Origin of the sequence: Clostridium estertheticum, assembly GCF_018861295.1 — a bacterium.
In the GTDB taxonomy this organism is placed as follows: domain Bacteria; phylum Bacillota; class Clostridia; order Clostridiales; family Clostridiaceae; genus Clostridium_AD; species Clostridium_AD estertheticum_D.
This window is the reverse complement of record NZ_JAHLDM010000034.1, coordinates 1-16,962: the sequence shown is the minus strand read 5'-3', so window position 1 is coordinate 16,962 and position 16,962 is coordinate 1. Positions and strand designations below refer to the sequence as shown.

The 16,962-nt window shown below is 29.8% G+C and carries 15 protein-coding genes and 2 other annotated features; of the genes, 3 read left to right on the top strand and 12 right to left on the bottom strand.

Annotated elements, in window-relative coordinates:
• Nucleotides 1-184: 184 nt before the first annotated feature.
• From KPL54_RS22900 to KPL54_RS22865, 8 genes are all read right to left on the bottom strand, one after another.
• Nucleotides 185-1,549, bottom strand: coding sequence for an ABC transporter substrate-binding protein (locus KPL54_RS22900; RefSeq protein ID WP_216108810.1), 1,365 nt, complete (start codon nucleotides 1,547-1,549; stop codon nucleotides 185-187).
• Nucleotides 1,550-1,586: 37 nt separating this feature from the next.
• On the bottom strand, nucleotides 1,587-2,408 hold the full coding sequence (locus KPL54_RS22895) for a carbohydrate ABC transporter permease (protein ID WP_216108809.1): 822 nt from the start codon (nucleotides 2,406-2,408) through the stop codon (nucleotides 1,587-1,589).
• Nucleotides 2,408-3,328 (bottom strand): carbohydrate ABC transporter permease, encoded by a 921-nt coding sequence (locus KPL54_RS22890; RefSeq protein ID WP_268037463.1) that lies wholly within the window; start codon nucleotides 3,326-3,328, stop codon nucleotides 2,408-2,410. Before KPL54_RS22890 ends, KPL54_RS22895 begins: the two co-directional genes overlap by 1 nt.
• A gap of 340 nt (nucleotides 3,329-3,668) precedes the next feature.
• Nucleotides 3,669-4,418, bottom strand: a complete 750-nt coding sequence (locus KPL54_RS22885) for a glycerophosphodiester phosphodiesterase (RefSeq protein ID WP_216108808.1) — start codon at nucleotides 4,416-4,418, stop codon at nucleotides 3,669-3,671.
• Between the two features lie 152 nt (nucleotides 4,419-4,570).
• Entirely contained in the window at nucleotides 4,571-6,052 is a 1,482-nt protein-coding gene (gene cls, locus KPL54_RS22880; protein WP_216108807.1) for a cardiolipin synthase, read from the bottom strand.
• A gap of 200 nt (nucleotides 6,053-6,252) precedes the next feature.
• Nucleotides 6,253-7,917: a biosynthetic-type acetolactate synthase large subunit gene (gene ilvB, locus KPL54_RS22875; protein ID WP_216108806.1), complete on the bottom strand. Its 1,665-nt coding sequence runs from the start codon at nucleotides 7,915-7,917 to the stop codon at nucleotides 6,253-6,255.
• A 27-nt stretch (nucleotides 7,918-7,944) separates the two neighbouring features.
• Nucleotides 7,945-8,211, bottom strand: coding sequence for an ACT domain-containing protein (locus KPL54_RS22870; RefSeq protein ID WP_216108805.1), 267 nt, complete (start codon nucleotides 8,209-8,211; stop codon nucleotides 7,945-7,947).
• A gap of 65 nt (nucleotides 8,212-8,276) precedes the next feature.
• Nucleotides 8,277-8,452: a binding site (T-box leader), on the bottom strand.
• A 121-nt stretch (nucleotides 8,453-8,573) separates the two neighbouring features.
• Nucleotides 8,574-8,839: a binding site (T-box leader), on the bottom strand.
• Between the two features lie 168 nt (nucleotides 8,840-9,007).
• Nucleotides 9,008-9,727: a polysaccharide deacetylase family protein gene (locus KPL54_RS22865; protein WP_216108804.1), complete on the bottom strand. Its 720-nt coding sequence runs from the start codon at nucleotides 9,725-9,727 to the stop codon at nucleotides 9,008-9,010.
• A 265-nt stretch (nucleotides 9,728-9,992) separates the two neighbouring features.
• Here KPL54_RS22865 and KPL54_RS22860 point away from each other — a divergent pair, with 265 nt between their 5' ends.
• Nucleotides 9,993-10,253 carry a thioredoxin family protein gene (locus KPL54_RS22860; protein WP_216108803.1) on the top strand — a complete coding sequence of 87 codons (261 nt, stop codon included), beginning with the start codon at nucleotides 9,993-9,995 and terminating at the stop codon, nucleotides 10,251-10,253.
• Nucleotides 10,254-10,317: 64 nt separating this feature from the next.
• Here KPL54_RS22860 and KPL54_RS22855 read toward each other — a convergent pair whose 3' ends face one another.
• Complete coding sequence (locus KPL54_RS22855) at nucleotides 10,318-11,001, bottom strand: copper homeostasis protein CutC (protein WP_216108802.1); 684 nt, start codon at nucleotides 10,999-11,001, stop codon at nucleotides 10,318-10,320.
• 120 nt (nucleotides 11,002-11,121) lie between these two features.
• On the opposite strand from KPL54_RS22855, the gene corA reads away from it, so the two are divergent.
• A complete protein-coding gene (gene corA / locus KPL54_RS22850) occupies nucleotides 11,122-12,072 on the top strand; it encodes a magnesium/cobalt transporter CorA (RefSeq protein WP_216108801.1) in 951 nt (316 codons plus the stop codon).
• Between the two features lie 50 nt (nucleotides 12,073-12,122).
• On the opposite strand, the gene KPL54_RS22845 is transcribed toward corA, so the two are convergent.
• The 3 genes from KPL54_RS22845 to KPL54_RS22835 all read right to left on the bottom strand — a co-directional run bounded on the left by KPL54_RS22845 (nucleotide 12,123) and on the right by KPL54_RS22835 (nucleotide 16,335).
• Nucleotides 12,123-12,251, bottom strand: a complete 129-nt coding sequence (locus KPL54_RS22845; protein WP_216108800.1) for a methionine/alanine import family NSS transporter small subunit — start codon at nucleotides 12,249-12,251, stop codon at nucleotides 12,123-12,125.
• Nucleotides 12,252-12,265: 14 nt separating this feature from the next.
• On the bottom strand, nucleotides 12,266-13,825 hold the full coding sequence (locus KPL54_RS22840) for a sodium-dependent transporter (protein ID WP_216108799.1): 1,560 nt from the start codon (nucleotides 13,823-13,825) through the stop codon (nucleotides 12,266-12,268).
• A gap of 176 nt (nucleotides 13,826-14,001) precedes the next feature.
• Entirely contained in the window at nucleotides 14,002-16,335 is a 2,334-nt protein-coding gene (locus KPL54_RS22835; RefSeq protein WP_253203722.1) for an EAL domain-containing protein, read from the bottom strand.
• A gap of 314 nt (nucleotides 16,336-16,649) precedes the next feature.
• Between KPL54_RS22835 and KPL54_RS22830 the strand changes: the two genes are divergently transcribed.
• Nucleotides 16,650-16,962 (top strand): hypothetical protein (locus tag KPL54_RS22830; RefSeq protein WP_216108798.1); only part of this gene is annotated, 313 nt, incomplete at its 3' end.

The window sequence follows — 16,962 nt, the reverse complement described above, 5'->3', positions numbered from 1 at the left end:
TATTGTAAATTCACAATGTCTTATAAATCATTCATGCATTATTATATTAATCAGCATCGCAGGAGATAATTTAACTAATGCTTAATTAGTTGCATTTAGTATAGAGACGTAAAAACCCGCAATATCCATTTCTGAATTTTACGGGTTTTAGAATTACTTCTACTTCACTTTGTTATAAATGAATTTATTTATTAGTTTTATTGTATTTTTCAATGGCACTATTCGCTGTTTTTGCTGCATTATCTAAGGCTTCTTGTGGTGTTTGTTTTCCTCCAAGCATAGATTCGATGTTTGTTTCAGTTGCAGCTCTTGCTTCTGGGAATACACCAAGTAATGCTCCTTTTGAATCAGGAGTAGATGCATGTAATTGGTCTATAGCTGTTTGAAATTGTGGGTATTTGACTAAATTATCCTTAACCTCTTTAAGATTATAAGCCTGTTTATTAACTGGGAAATATCCAGTATTTGCATTCCAATACGCTTGCTCTTTAGCTGATACCATGAACTTTAGAAATTCCCACGATGCTTGCTGTTTTGCTTCATCTTTTTTATCCATTATCCAAAGAGACGCTCCTCCTATAGAAACTCCACCTTTATCTATACTATTAACTTTAGGTAAAAATCCTGTCCCTACCTCAAACTTCTTATTTACGCCAGTTAAAACTGAACTTAGAGATGCCGTTGAATCTAAGTACATTGCTGTATTACCAGCCATAAATGCATTCTGAGTATCCTGGGTTTTACGTCCGAAATTTCCTACATCCCCTGAGTCAACTAACTTTTTCCATTCATTTAACACAGTTAGTCCACCACCATTTTTGTTGTATTCAACTGTTGTTGCAGCTACGGTTCTTCCGTTACCATTGTTTGCATAATTTTTACCTTGCTTAATCATAAATTGTTCAAAAAACCAAGCATATATAGGCATTGCATATCCATATTGAGTTACTTTACCTGACGCATCCTTTTTCAAAAGTTTCTTTGCCATAGTTTCAACTTCTGTTAAAGTTTTAGGTGGAGTATTTGGGTCAAGTCCCGCAGCTTTAAATGCAGTTTTATTATAGTAAAGTATTGGTGTTGAAGAATTAAAAGGCATAGAATTCAATTTTTTATCTACTGTATAATATGCTAGGAGGTTTGGCTCTAAGGTAGAGGTATCATATTTTTCCTTATCAATAAAATCCTGAACTGGAACTATAGCCTTACTATCAATCATATATCTTGTTCCTATATCATAACACTGCATAACATCTGGGCCCGACTTACTTAACTGAGAACTTTTCAATTTGTTAAGTGCTGCATCATAATCACCTTGGAATTGAGCAGTAACCGTGATGTTTTTTTGAGAATCATTAAAATCTTTTACCAATTTATTAAGTGAAACTCCCAGTTTCCCACCCATACCATGCCAAAATGTTATGTTAACATGTTCTGCTTTGGCACCCGTTACTGTTTTAGAACTTGATTGCTTAGCTTCGCTACCACACCCACTTAACATTGAAGCTGAAATCATAACTGCAAGCATTGTTGAAACCAGTCTTTTTTTCATTAATAAATCCCCCTTGAAATATAGATATTTTTTATTATTAACCTTTAACTGCCCCTGACGTCATTCCATCAATTAGTTGTTTTTGACCAATTATAAATATAAATATAGATGGAATTATGATTATTATAATTCCTGCGAGCATCATACCAAATGATTGTACTTCTGAAGATTGAAGCATAGTCATTCCAATTTGAACTGTCCTCATCTCTGGTTTACTTGTTATAAGCAAAGGCCACATATATTGATTCCAAGTTAATAGGAACATATAAATTCCTAGTGACCCAATTATAGGTTTTGAAATAGGCATAAGGATTTTAGTTAAAAACTGAATCCCAGTGCATCCATCTATGATTGAAGCTTCTTTAAGTTCTATAGGCACTGTTAAAAAATATTGTCTCATCATGAAGATCCCCATAGCTGATGTTAAATATGGTAATATGAGTCCTGTATATGTATCTAGTAAATTTAATGAACTTATTGTCAAATAGTTAGATATAATAATTGCCTCTCCGGGAACCATTACTGTAGCAATTATTATTATGAATAAAATTTTTTTCCCTTTAAATTCATAAAATGCAAAAGCATAAGCGCTAAGACAAGAAGTTATTATTTGCCCAACAGTTACAGCTGTCGAGACTAAAAAACTGTTAAATATAAACCTAAATATAGGAATCGCCGCAATTACCTCCTTATAGTTACCAAGGAAAAAGCTCTTAGGTAAGAACTTTGGTGGCATAGTATGAATTTGATCTGTCGTCATAAATGTTACAGACAGTGCATATAAAATCGGAGAAATAATAAGTAATCCGACAGCAAGATTTGTTAAAAGTAAAATTATATTGCTTTTTTTATTTTCCATTAAGAGTAATGCACTCCCTTCTTTTCATAACTAAATTGAAACATTGCTATAACAAACATAAGAATAAATAATATAATTGACTGCGCAGATGCGGTATCAAACCTACCATTAAAAAATGCTTCTCTATAAATAGAAAATACCAATACATTTGTTGAATTTCCAGGTCCACCATTTGTTAATATATTTACTTGTCCAAATGATTGAAATGCATTCATAATATCCATAAATACCATAAAAAATAATGTAGGTGATATCATTGGAATAATAATTTTAAATAATTTTCTAAAATATCTTGCCCCATCAATAGATGAACTTTCAAGTATTTCCTTTGGAACATTTTTCAGTCCCGCTAAAATAAATATAAAGTTTACTCCTATATTCATCCAAATGGTTACAAATGCAACAGATAATAGTGCCCAATGTGGGTCTATTAACCACCCAATGCTTGTTTTTAAAATATTGTTAAGCATTCCTATACTTGGGTGGAAAATTATCCCCCAAATAATTGATGCAGATGCTGATGATACTGCTATTGGGACAGCAAACATTACCTTTGATATTCCAATTCCTTTTACTTTATTATTCGCAAGTAGTGCTAAAAAAAGACCAATAACTACCGATGGAATAGTTGTAATAAAAACAAATTTCATTGTCACAACTAGGCTATTTATAAAATCTGCTGAAGTAAATATCTCTACATAGTTTTGAATACCAATAAATTCTTGAAATTCTCCATGAGCATTTGTTAAACTAAAACTCATATATAAAGTTTTAAAAAATGGATAATAAACAAATAATCCAAATAATAATAAACTAGGAAATAAAAATGCATATGGTTCTAATTTTCTTTTTAAACCTATCCTAGTCTCTTTTGACTCCAGTTTGATTACTTCTTTTTTCGTTGAAATAATTTCACTCACTATATTCTCCCTTCTAGTTCATATATTAATTTATTACAATTACTATTGTAAATGCTTTATGTTAAGGAAAAAGGTAATTATTGTTAAGGTTAAGTTAAGTGAATTTTTGCAAGCTTTAAAATATAAAGAACCCCATTGTTTTAATAAACAACGGAGTTCTTGTATATGACTAACATAGCATTTACTTTTTAATATTTGTTAAATCATCTCCTGCGGAGCTGCAATATTAACGACTTCAGAAGGAGATTTATATTCCCACTGAAGTTTTCTATTTGTTAAGGTATGTATCTCTGGGTAGATCTTTGGGGTAGATAACAATTATCAATTGTTATCCTCCTACTTATAGAAGTGGGAAACTTTCCTTCTGAAATGTCGTTAAAATTTTCTTTAATTTATCCGGATAATTAGTAATTATTCCACTAACACCAGCTTCAATTAACTTTTTCATAGATTCTTCACTATTCACTGTAAAAGGATTTACTAAAAGGCCCTCTTTTTTTGCGTCATCAATAATTTCCTTATTAATTGAAATATAATATGGATGCAACGCATCTGCCCCAGTATATTTACAATATGCTTCTGGATGATAAAGTCCAGCCATGTATAAAAGCCCTGTTTTTATTCCTTTACAAATCTCTTTGCAATGTACCATAGAGTAATGATTAAAACTAGATAATATTACTTTGTCTCCATAATTATATTTATAAATCATCTCTATAAGTTTTTCTTCAATGCCTTGATATTTAACTTCACCATTTTTTATCTCTAAGTTTAATAATATGTTATTTTCTTTAGCTAAAATAATTAACTGCTCAACAGTAGGTATCGTTTCATTATTATAATTATCATTAAACCAAGAACCAGCATCCAATTTATTTAAATCAACGAATCTAAAATCTTTTACAAGTCCCGTTCCATTTGTTGTTCGGTCTACATTCTCATCATGAATAAGTACAAGTACTCCATCCGAAGTCATCTGAATATCAGTTTCAATGCCAGTAGCCCCAAGTTCAATTGCTTTTCTAAAAGAAAGCATTGTGTTTTCAGGAAAATAGCCACTAGCACCCCTATGTGCATAATTAATTACCATATAAATACCTCCCATTATATTCTTACTCTCTTAGTATAAGAAACTGCTAGAATAAATATTACTATTTTAAATCCACTTATAATTACATTATAAATTAACATTGTTATTAATAGATTAAAACAATGTTAATTAACAACATACTTTGTTAAGTTTCAAGCAATAGGAGTAATAAAACGCCAAACAGATTCATAGATCTTTTTCCACAAACTGCGCTTAGAATAAGTTTCAATATCAAATATCGTACAATCTTTGATATCATTTAAAAATGTATCACGACATTTAATTGCAAATTCATTATTGTAAATAAATGCATTAATTTCATAATTAAGACTAAAACTTCTAATATCAATATTTGCAGTTCCTACTGTTGAAACGTGATCATCAATAACAAGTGTTTTTGCATGAAGAAAACCTGAATGCAGATATACCTTTACTCCATACTTTAAGAGTTTCGCCACATTTAATAATGAAACAGCATAAATAGGTTTTTTATCTGGTATACCAGGAAGCATTATTCTAACATCAACACCACCAGCAGCTGCCATCCTTAGCGCATCTAATATAGTTTTATCTGGAATAAAATACGGCGACTGAATATATAAATATTTTTTGGCAGTAGTAATCATCTTAACGTAACTATCTTTTATAGAGTCATTTCTACTACTAGGCCCACTTGAGAGTATTTGAACTCCTATGTTTCCTTCTTCAATAGGATCATAAAAACTTTTTAATAACCTTTCATCAAACTTAAATTTAGCCCTATTTATCTTTCTAAAGCTTTGATTTTGCAAAAAAACTAAATCAGACCAGAACCTTGTTTGAAATGAAAGTACACTGTAACCAGTCAAACGTATAGTTGTATCCCTCCAAGGTTTATTTGTTTTTTTCAAACCAAAATATTCGTCACCCACATTAATTCCACCAGTATGAGCGATTTTACCATCTAAAATAACTATTTTTCTATGTAATCTGTAATTTACAAGCAATAAACTTTTTATGATAGATGGCAAAAATCTATACACATGCCCACCAGCTTTTTTTAACTCCTTAAAATCACTCATATGAGTATGTAAAGACCCAATCCCATCATATATTAAAGTTACTTTCACTCCCTGACTTGCCTTTTCTTCTAAAAGAGATATAAATTTTTTACCAATTTTATCTTTTGCTTTAAAAATATAATACATTACTTCAATACTTATTTTAGCATTTTTAATATCTTCAAAAACCATAGAAAATGTTTCCTTAGCGTTTAATAAAAGCTCTACTTCATTATTTTGAGTAAAATAACACATTATATTTTTTGAGTTCATCGTAATCAAATCTCTATATTTTTTAGTTTCTACTTCTCTAAATTGTATTTTATCCGTATCAATATTATGAATGTGTTTCTCTAGCACTTTATTGTACTTTTCTTCTATTTCGACCATCCCATACTTTTTTGACATGATACGCATTTTATATTTACTACCTATTAAGAAATAAAAAATAAAACCAACATAAGGTAAAAAAAAGAATACTAAAAGCCATGCAAATATAACTCTCGTATCACTTCGTTTTATAAAAATCAGTTTCAAAACAGACATTATATTAAATACATATATAAATATTAAAAAAATAGTTGATAAATCCATGTTGTCCCCCATAAGTATTATATTTTAGGTGATTAAGTGCAACCTACTTAATCACTATTATACTTCAACTAACACGATAAATATTATAAAATCTTAGCTGCATTAAAAAATATTTCAAAATAAGCCACTTAATCCCATAAGTGGCTCTTTTATAAAATAAAAATTTATATATATCTGAAATATTACTGACAAGCATTATTTCACTCTAATACTAATTCCTTAATAGATTTCCCTGGCGGCACAATTGGGTATACGCCTTCCTCTTTATCTATTACACAATCTATAAGCATAGGCCTTTTTTCCTTTGTTACTATTTCGAGTACATTGTTTAATTGATCCCTACTTGTAACTCTATATGCCTCAATACCATAAGCCTGTGCAAGCTTTACATAGTTTACCTCATCACCAATATCTGTTTCACTGTATCTTTCATTGCTAAACATTCTCTGCCACTGTCTTACCATTCCTAAGGTATGATTATTCATAATCACAGTAATTATAGGAAGTTTATATTTTGATATAGTTTGAAGTTCATTGCAGCTCATTCTAAAACTTCCATCACCAGTTACTAGTAGCACCCTTTTGTCTAAATTACCCATCTGACTTCCAATTGCAGCCCCTAATCCAAACCCCATTGTTCCAAGGCCTCCTGAAGTTATAAATGTTCTAGGATACTTGAATTTCCACATTTGAGCAGTCCACATTTGATGTTGTCCTACATCAGTTGTAACAATTGTATCTTCCTCAAGAGCTCCATTCAAACATTTGAGCACATCAACATGAGTAAAACTATTTTGATTTATATTTGTATTGTTTATTACCTTGAGATTCTCTATCTCCTCATGCCATGCCTTTCTATTCTTCTGATCCATATTAGAAATTAAACCTTCAAGTATCATATTCATATCTCCAACTAAAGATAAGTCTACGCTCTTATTTTTATCTATCTCAGTTTCATCAATATCAATCTGAATGATTTTTGCAGCTGGTGCAAATTCATCTGCTTTTCCAATTACTCGATCACTAAATCGTGCACCAATTGCTATAATTAAATCACTCCTTGTCACTGCTAAATTTGTTTCGCTAAATCCGTGCATTCCCACCATTCCAAGGGATAATTTATGGTCTCTTGGAATGGTTCCAAGTCCCATTAATGTATTTGCCACAGGAATACCACAAAGTTTCGCAAACTCACAAAATTTCTTTGAAGCATTAGCTGTTTTAATTCCACCACCAGCATAAATTATAGGTTTCTTTGAATTCTGAATCATAAGAGCAGCCTCTTGTATTTTTTTCATCTCTATATTAAGAGTTGGTGTTTGTATTTTATCTTCTTTTTCTAACATTTTATATTCCGTTTCACTTAAGAAAATATCCTTTGGGATATCAATAAGTACTGGCCCCGGCCTTCCACTTTTGGCTATTTCAAATGCTTTTCTTATAATACCTGCTAATTCTTTTTCATCTTTTACAATGCAACTGTGCTTTGTAATAGATAAAGTTATTCCCATTATATCTATTTCTTGAAAAGAATCACGTCCAAGCAAACTCCGCGCAACCTGTCCTGTGATTACAACCATTGGAATCGAATCCATATATGATGTCGCTATTCCAGTTATAGTATTCGTTGCACCTGGACCTGAAGTTACAAAACAAACTCCAACTTTTCCTGTGGACCTTGCATACCCATCCGCTGCATGAACTGCCGCTTGTTCATGAGCTGTTCTAATGTGGGTGAAATAATCAAGTTCATCATATAGTGCATCATAGAGTGGAATCACAGCTCCACCTGGATATCCAAATATGATATTTGCCTCTTGCTCTTTTAAACACTTGAGTACTATTTGAGCTCCATTAAGTAACATATTATCACCTTCTTTTTAGTTTTTTAATTAAATCATCACCTTCGGTGCTGCGAGCTCACCCTTAACCTCTTCAATTTCATATACATTTATAATTTTTCTAAGCTGCATCATCGCTTGTTCTATCCCTAAATTAGAGTATTCCTCTATTGTTATCCTTAAATCTGAATATCCATCAATTTCAACTTCTGTCATTACTAGTCCTTTTATTTTAAATTCTTTTCTCCTTAAAGTGTTTGTAACTCTTACTAATGCGTCTATACCATGTTCCACCTTTGCACTTATAGTTTTATACATTACAACTCCCCCTTTTACTCACAAATAAAAAATCTTCCGTCCCTATAAACATAATTAGTTATGTTTATAGGGACGAAAGATTCGTGGTACCACCCTAGTTCGTAATTTACTTTTGTAAATCACCTCATTATTTTTACAGCTCAGGAGTGATTATTACATATCCTTAAAACACCAACTCTCAGCAACCGTTGACTCTCTGTAGTTTTAAATGTGATATTTTTATCTCCTTCATAGCTTTATTCATTATTTTATTTTTTATACCAATAAAACTAAAACTTCTTGTATTGACAATTATACTTATCTAAGAAAACTTTTTCTTAAAATAAAAAGTTTTCATCCCTATAAACACATATATATATGTTTATAGGGACGAAAACTTTCGTGGTACCACCCTAGTTCATAATTCAAATCAATGAATTACCTTATTATCAGCTCCAAGAAATTAAATTAAAATCACAAAATCTCTTTAAAACCTAGCCTTATAACGGTGGCATCCGTCCATGTTTACTTTATTTCAACTAAGAAGCTCTAGAGTGATATATTTATTCCCACTATAACACCAATTCTCAATAATTATTGGTTCTCTGTAGTTATGCTCTGGGATTTTTTTCTCCATCATCGCTTTATAAATTTTATTTTAAAACCAATCTTAATACATATAATATTCTAAATTTACACAATTGTCAAACAATTTTGTATGTTTTTATAAAATTCTTTTATTTTTATTATAACCTTTAAAAGAAACAGCCAATCAATATGCTTTAATATCATTTCAACTGGTTATTTGGCATGTTTATTATTTATTGTTTTTAATTGGGAAATAAACTTCAGATGTTTTATCATTGATAATTTTAAATTCATATCCATGATCTTTATAAAATTTTATTACTCTAGGTAATGCCTTACATGTATTTTTATGCATATAGTCACAATGCATAAGAAGTATTATAGGATGATCCCTAACTGTTGTTTTAGTTGCTTCTCTATATAACTTGTCAGGAGGAGTATTACAATTAACTCCATCGGACATAACTGCATTCCAATCATATACTTTAAAATTATACCCATGAAGTTCTTCTAAAAAACCTTTAGTTAAATGTTTGCTACTACCCGAAGGAAATCTTATTATTGTTGGTTTAACTCCTATAATAGAACTAATTTCATCCTGAGATTTAAGCATCTCAGATATAAATCCTTTTCTACTCGAGTATATTTTCTTATATGTGTGGGTATAGGTATGCAGACCTATGCTATTACCCTGCGTATATATTCTTTTTACCATATCCTCATAACCTTTTATTTGATTTCCTATAAGAAAAAAAGTAGCATTTACACCATTTTCTTTAAGTATATCCAGAACCTTATCCGTCATAACACTTGGTCCATCATCAAAGGTTAAATATATTACTTTTTCTTCATTTTTACTTGGCGTAGAATAAGCCATTGCTGTTTGACTCCCTAAGAAACAAGATAAAAGTAAAAAAATTGTAAACATAGTTAAACTTTTTCGCTTCATATTATCTCCTCCATAAATATAGTTACTCTTAAATATATTTATATACATTCTTAAATTATTGTTACCTAATCTATGCTAGATTAATCTATGTCTACACATTTAAATTTAATAACTCATAAAGGTTAGGTTAAGTTTATGTAAATAATGGAATATATTTTAAATTAAAATACTTTTTTTATTAGAAACAAAATAACAAGATAGTGTATAATATCTTATAAGGTTCAAAATAATATATACTTTAAATAAAAATAGGTGGTGTTAATAAATGAAACCTGTATTAATGTTTATAACTGACTGGTGTCCTTACTGTAAACAAGCACATTCTATTATTACAGACTTAAAGAATACTAATCCAGAATATGCAAACATTGAAGTTAAAATAATTGATGAAGAACTTCAACCAGAAATAGCTAAACAATACGATTACTATTATGTTCCTACATTTTATGTAGATGGGGTTAAGATACATGAAGGCGTACCATCTAAAGATATTATTCGTAAAGTATTCGACGAAGCTTGCAAGTAAAACTACTTGCAAATTAGTATGTAGTTATATGTTATTAGTAGACAGAGGTTGGTAACGTAGTTACCTATTTCTGTTTACTAATAGTATTAACTAATATTTTTAAACTATCAATATTTATTTCTCCAAATACTGATTTATCATTTCTTACTGCAGTTCCAAAATGATAAGCAGGTGCCTTTGTTTTCTCAATAATATCTTTAATATTTTGAGCATTTAAACCACCCCCAACTATCACGTTAATATGTTTCGATTTCTCTACCATATTTTTGATAACTGGAATATTTTTGAGTATATCCCCTTTTCCACCTGATGTAAGAACGTTTTTAATTTGGCCATAATTCGCTAAAACCTCTATACCTTTAACCGGATCTAACATGTCATCAATAGCCCTATGAAATGTTACATCAATGCCATCACATGCTTTTAAAAGCTTCTCTAAAGAAGGCACACATATCTCATTCTTCCTATTTAAAACCCCAAATACTACACCATTTACATTTAGTTCTTTTGCAATTATAATATCTTCTACCATAATTTCAATTTCTTCATCTGTATATATAAACGATTTCCCGTGTGGTCTTATCATAACATTTACTGGTATCTTAACACTTTGCACTGCTCTTTTTATAAGAGAATAGCTGGGCGTCAAACCGCCTTCGGATAATGCACTAATAAGCTCTATTCTATCAGCCCCACTTTCTTCAATTCTTTTTACATCTTCTATTGTCGCTGCAATAATTTCAATCATTTTTTAGTCTCCTTTGTGAAAATATACTCTATATTATATCTATTTGTTATTTTACCATATATAATATATTATTGAGTTAATATTTCTATAAACGACACTTCATTAAAGGGAGAGATTTTATTGATTACATATATTAATAATAAAGCACATGAATTTAATGGCTTAGAAAAAGCATTTTCTGAATATCCAGATACAAAAGAAGTTTTTTGGCTTAATATTAGCAACCCAACTGCTAATGATTTTAAATTTCTAAAAAACAAATTTAATTTCCACCATCTCACTATTGAAGACTGTATGCATAAAGCTAAGAGGTCTAAAATAAACGATTATAATGATTATCACTTTTTAATCATTTCCACAACAGATAATAATGTTAGCAATGCCTTTTCTTATAACAATATATATATATATATTAGTTTGAATTATATTATAACAATATATTATGGTGAAAATAGATCCATAAAAAAAATTATGAATGACATAAACAATGGACTTGCTATTGTATCTAATGGAAGTGATTTTGTTTTATATAATATACTTGATGATGCAATAGACCAATTGTTTGTTGTAACCGATAAATTAGAAGAGAAAATCAATTTTTTAGAAGAAGAATCCATGAACAACCCTGTTCAAAGTACACTTAACAATATTATGAAAGTTAAAAAAAACGTAATTAAGCTTAGGCGAGTTGTTTCTCCACTACGAGAGGTTTTAAATACTCTCCTTCGCCATGATGATATTATAACTGAAAAATATAGAGTATATTTCACTGATATATATGACCATGCACTTCGAATATATGATTTAATTGAATCTGACCATGAAATGGTTACATCTTGCCTTGAGCTTTATTCTTCCCAACTATCAAATTCCATGAATAAAATTATGAAAATCTTAACAATAATAACTACTATTATGATGCCACTTACAATAATCACAGGTATTTATGGAATGAATTTTCAAGATATGCCTGAGTTACATTACAAATACGGATATTTTATTACTATATTTATAATGTTTTTCATTTCTTTTTGTGAAATTATATATTTCAATAAGAAGAAATGGTTATAATAAAAAATTGGTACAAGCAATAAAAAATAAATTTATTGTTTGTACCAATTTTACCACTTAACTTCTTTATCAAGATTTTTCTTCTTTTCCACCGCTAATGCAATAACAATTGAAACTACCGTTCCGCCCCAAACTGTTCCACATCCGATTATCATCATTACTATAGCACTTGTTGACATAAATCTCCCTCCAATTATCTGTTTATAGAGTCTTCTTCATTTACATCATTATTTGTTAATAAACTTTTCACTTCTTGTGATTTTGAAGTCCATTTTTTTCTATACAGTACAATTGATGCCCCTATCATTAGGACTACCGTTCCCCAACCAAAAACAATACTTGAAACTATTTCAACTTTGTTTTTACTAAACAATTCAGTAATTAAATTGAATATATTTGTTACCACAACCGCTCCGAGTAATAATGGCGTAAAATATTTCAATAAATAATCCCACCATATTCCGACTTTGAAGTCTGAATATGCATTTGCTTCCTGCCTAAGTTTACTAGTTCCATAAAAATAACTAATTAAAATAACTTCTACGAGTCCAAGTCCTGCTATTACAATATTTCCTACATAAGCATCAACTATATCTAATATATAGTTGAATCCTGCATAACTTGCAAAACATGCACTGCCACAGAACCCAACTATAGAAATAATTGAAACAAGCTTTTCGCGAGAAATGTCAAATTTATCTAAAGCTGCAGTTGTAAATGATTCTAGCATTGAAATACTAGATGATAAACCTGCAATAAATAGACAAAAGAAGAATAAGAAACCTAATAACCCTTGGACCACTACATTTGTTGACATCGTTGAAATAGCTATTGGGAATGCCATAAATGCAACACCTGCACCGGTACCAAATGATGTGAATTTTACACCCATACTATTTACTAAATGACCTAATGTTGAGAATACTAACACACCCGCAATAAGATCGAAACTTGCATTAGCTAAAACTGTTATAATCGCACTGTTTACGATATCTGCTTTCTCATTTAAGTATGAACCATATGCAATCATAACACCTACAGCTAAAGTTGTAGAGAAAAACACTTGAGCATAAGCTGAAACCCATATACTAGGGTTTAATATCTTTGAGAAATCCGGTTTGAAGAGTGCTTCCAGTCCTATTGTAGCACCGTCTAAATTTATTGCATTAATCATAAATATAATCATTAAAACCATTAACACCGGTGTAAAAAACATAGACATTTTTTCTATTCCAAAAGCGATCCCCTTTTTAACAATAAGCCAGTTACAAATCCAGACTGCAATAACTGCTATTAAAATATAAATACTAATGCCAGCACCAAAATCTAATGCATTTTTTGCACTTCCAGTAACCATGCCCATTATAGGTCCTGGGTTTGATATCCAGTTAATAATACCAAATGCATGTCCTAACGAAAAAAACATAAAGACGACAGCTACAGCAATAATCGTAGAGTAATATGTCATAACAATAATTGGTACCATTACTTGAATCCACCCAATGATCTCTAATTTCTTTTTTAATTTTGCAAATGCCTTTACTGATCCTCCACGAATTTTTCTACCATAAGCGTGCTCCATAATCATTAATGGTATAGCACAAGTTATAAGTGCTATAAAATACGGTAAAAGGAATGCTCCTCCCCCATTTTTATAAGCTTGGAATGGAAATCTCCATAAATTTCCTAAACCGATTGCAGCTCCAACTGCTGCAAAAATAAATCCTTTCCTGCTTTTCCAATTTTCTCTCACTGAGCATTTCCTCCTTCGCAATACAATAATCTTCCTTTATAAGTTAATTTAATCATTTATCCTTTCGAATGGACTTCTCATACTTTTCATTTCTCCTTTGTATATATAGTGTAGCACAAGAGGCTATCCAATATAGAAAATAATTTCTAATATGAGACAGCCCCTAATTATCTATATTAAAATTCACTTTCCTCTACCTTTTCAATAAACTCATCCTGAAAATCAGAGGCCATCATCGGTTTTCCTATTAGATACCCTTGAATACACTGACATCCAAGTTCTTTTAATGTAAGGAATTCCGTTTTTGTTTCAATCCCTTCTGCAATAACTTTAATATCTAAACTATCTGCAACCGCTATTATAGCTTTAATTATAACTATACTTTTGGAGTTGTTATCTAAATTTATTATAAGTGACCTATCTATTTTTATTGTATCAATAGGAAGTTTGCTTAACCAACTAAGAGATGAATAACCTGTACCGAAATCATCCATTGAAATTTTTATTCCGCAGGATTTTAACTCTAAAAGGACTTTTATTATTAAATTAATGTCCTCCATGGCCTCATCCTCAGTAATTTCAAGGTTTAAATACTTAGGATCTAATGATTGATTACAACATATATTCATTACTAATTGAACAAAATTTGCTTGTATTAATTGTTTATATGAGGTATTTACAGATATACTAAAATTCTTTGAGCCCGAATTTTGCCATTTTTTACACTGAGCGCAAGCATTATGCAGCATCCAATTATCGATTTCTACCATTTTACCTATTTTCTTTGCTATTGGAATAAATTCTATAGGTTGAATAACCTTATCTCCACATTTCCACCTTATAAGAGATTCAGCACTTAATACTTTCATTAATTTCAAATCTATAATAGGCTGATAGTACGTTATAAATTCGTTCCTCTCCATAGCACTTTTTAAGTTCTTTTCCATTTCTAACATGTGTCTATTGTTAGAACTCATGATGTTATTATATAGACGATACCCATGTCCACCACTATTTTTAACTTCATACATAGCTAAGTCCGCATTTCTTATTAAAGTGTCTACATCATTTCCGTGCTGTGGAAATAAACTAATACCAACACTTGCACCAATATATAGTGACTCTTCATTGTATATATAAGCTCTACTTAATATTTCCACAATTTTTTCTGCGATTTTTGTTGCACCTGCTGCTGAAATTAAATCTCTTATAATTACAATAAATTCATCTCCACCAATTCTACTTACTATATCCTTTGATTTTGCAATATTATTCTCCAATCTCTCTGCCACCTTTGCAAGAACTATATCTCCTACCTGATGACCAAAACTTTCATTTATAGCCTTGAATTTATCTAGAGTTATAAAGAAAACCGCTAAATTTTCATTTTTATTTTTGAGCAAATCTCTAATGTTCTCTAGCAATTTTTTTCTATTTGTAAGCCCTGTAAGAGCGTCATAATTTGCAAGTGATACAATAGTTTCATCCGATTTTTTTAGTCTTTGGAACATATCGTTAAATTTAAATCCAAGTTCAGAGATTTCATCGTTTCCTTTTAAGATTATGCTTGGAAATACATCATAAGAATTATGTACACTCTCAACTACTGAGTTTATAATTTTAATCTTTCTCACAACAAATACATGTATTAATATAAAAATACTTAAAGAAAATATTATTAAAGCAACAAGCACAATTAAAAAATAGAAATCCATTGTATTTTGCGCCTTTTTAGAAACATTTCTTTCTGATGTAATCTTCACGAAAAAAGAAGGTTTTGAAAATATATCGTTAATTAAGCCATAACTACTAATAATTTTTTCATTACTTACTTTAACAAATTCATTTTTTCTTATAAAGTCGTTGTTTAAAATCAATTCTTTATCATAATACGCTATTTCTGTTTTAAGTCCCGTATTTTGGTTAAGCGTATCCATTTCCTCTTTATCATAATATTTCGCGAAAATCAAAAAACCAGGACTATGACCTAAACCGCCACCTTTTGTAATTCTTTGCGCAGATATTAAAATTGGATATTTACCATATAAAAAAGTTCCCTTAACATTTTTTATATTATTATTACTTAATAGTTTAGCAATATTTGAGGTTATATTTTTAGCAAAAGCCAACGTAAACATTTTCTTTGTGTCTTCTTGCGTATTTTTTTTATAAATTATGTTCCCCTGATTATCAGTAATGAAAATAAAGTTTATTTTTGCCCTGGCCATAGAAGTTGTATCATCAAAATTATCTTTTATATACTTATTATTTCTGTTATTCATATAATTATAAGTTTCATCCCATCTTGCATAATCTAAATTTACATCATTTATATTATTCAGATCATTTTGAATATAATTAAGGACAACCTTAGTATCCTTAAAAGCTTTATCAATTTCCATATCAGTGAAGCTCTTTAGTAAAAATAATTTTGAAATTATATAAAGAAAACAAATTAAAATTAAGCTTACTAATAATACTATTCTAAATAATTTCGCTGAAAGTTTCATATTTATCACCCATTCCATAGTTATTGCCTATTAACATAGTTTTAATCTTTTCCCGAAGAGTCATTACATATTACATGTAATCACTTCAAACCTCTTATAATTCTTATATCGGTTATATAAGACAAAACTTTATGTATTACCCCCACAGGTGACTTTAATAACCTCAATATTATTTATCTTTATTTGCAAAAGAAGACTCCGTTCTCTGTAGACGGAGATGAATTTTGTTGCTAACTTATTTTTATATAACTTAATATTATAGGCTCTATTAAGGCATAATATATATTAGAGATTATAAAAAAGGTGGTAATATTTTGAGAATAGAAACTAATTCTTCTACAAGAATATATAAAGATAAGCTCAGCTTTGAAAATCTCAACAATCTATCGAATATATTGTATGTTGGTAATGAAGCTAAAATTAAAGCTTATTCAATTTTTGTTTACAATCATGAGAAAAATCTTTCTCAGAGTATTCATTTAACTATTAAAAATATGTTTAATCTTAATACTTATTATACAAACTATGCTGCTCGCGAAGCTAAATGGAATAAATCTTCTAATGTTGAATTAAACAAAATGTACATAGATGATTTAAAGCAGAACATTAATCATAGAGAGAAATCTG